The sequence below is a fragment of the Frankia sp. CoWAU3 genome, assembly GCF_977971855.1.
Map to the genome: position 1 here is coordinate 15,250 of NZ_CDWWXB010000072.1, position 1,164 is coordinate 16,413.

A 1,164-nucleotide genomic window follows, 5' to 3' on the forward strand; every position below is an offset into this window, starting at 1 on the left:
GGATAGTGCAGGTCGAACGCCGGGCGTTCGGAGCGGATGCGCGGCAGTGTCCGGAAGTTGTGCCGTGGCGGCGGGCAGGAGGTCGCCCATTCCAGCGAGTTCCCGTAGCCCCAGGGGTCGTCGACGACGGCGAGTGGGCCCTTGCGGTAGGAGCGCCAGAGGTTGTAGATGAACGGCAGCGTCGAGAGGGCGAGCAGGAACGAACCCGCGGACGAGATCGTGTTCAGCGTGGTGAACCCGTCGTTCGGTCCGTAGTCGGCGTACCGGCGGGGCATACCCTGCACGCCGAGCCAGTGCTGCACCAGGAACGTCGCGTGGAAGCCGAGGAAGACCGTCCAGAAGTGGATCTTCCCGAGCCGGTTGTTCATCAGCCGGCCCGTGACCTTCGGGAACCAGAAGTAGGTGCCCGCGTAGGCGGCGAACACCACGGTCCCGAAGACGACATAGTGGAAGTGGCCGACGACGAAGTAGCTGTCGCTGACGTGGAAGTCGATCGGCGGGCTGGCCAGCAGCACCCCGGTCAGACCACCGAACAGGAAGGTCACCAGGAAACCGATCGCGAACAGCATCGGCGTCTCGAAGGTGAGCTGCCCGCGCCACATCGTGCCGATCCAGTTGAAGAACTTGATCCCGGTCGGCACCGCGATGAGGAACGACATCAGCGCGAAGAAGGGCAGTAGCACCGCGCCGGTGACGAACATGTGGTGCGCCCACACCACGACGGACAGGGCTGCGATGCCGATGGTGGCGAAGACCAGGCCCTTGTAGCCGAACAGCGGCTTGCGGGAGAAGACCGGCAGGATCTCGCTGATGACGCCGAAGAACGGCAGGGCGATGATGTAGACCTCGGGGTGGCCGAAGTACCAGAACAGGTGCTGCCAGAGCAGCGCGCCGCCGTTGGCGGCGTCGAACACGTGCGCGCCGAAGCGCCGGTCGGCCTCCAGGGCGAGCAGCGCCGCGGCGAGCACGGGGAAGGCGATCAGCACGAGGATCGAGGTCGCCAGGAAGGTCCAGCAGAAGATCGGCAGCCGGAACATCGTCATGCCCGGGGCCCGCATCGTCAGGATCGTCGTGATCATGTTGACGGCGCCGAGGATGGTGCCCAGACCGGAGACCGCGAGACCCACGATCCACAGGTCCGACCCGGCCCCCGGCGAGTACACC

Annotated in this window: 1 protein-coding gene; it reads right to left on the minus strand. The window is 66.2% G+C overall.

The genetic code is table 11. The features are described from left to right. Positions 1-1,164: cytochrome c oxidase subunit I (locus AC08ON_RS09005; RefSeq protein WP_476616779.1), on the minus strand; the 1,164-nt coding region annotated here is incomplete at both ends.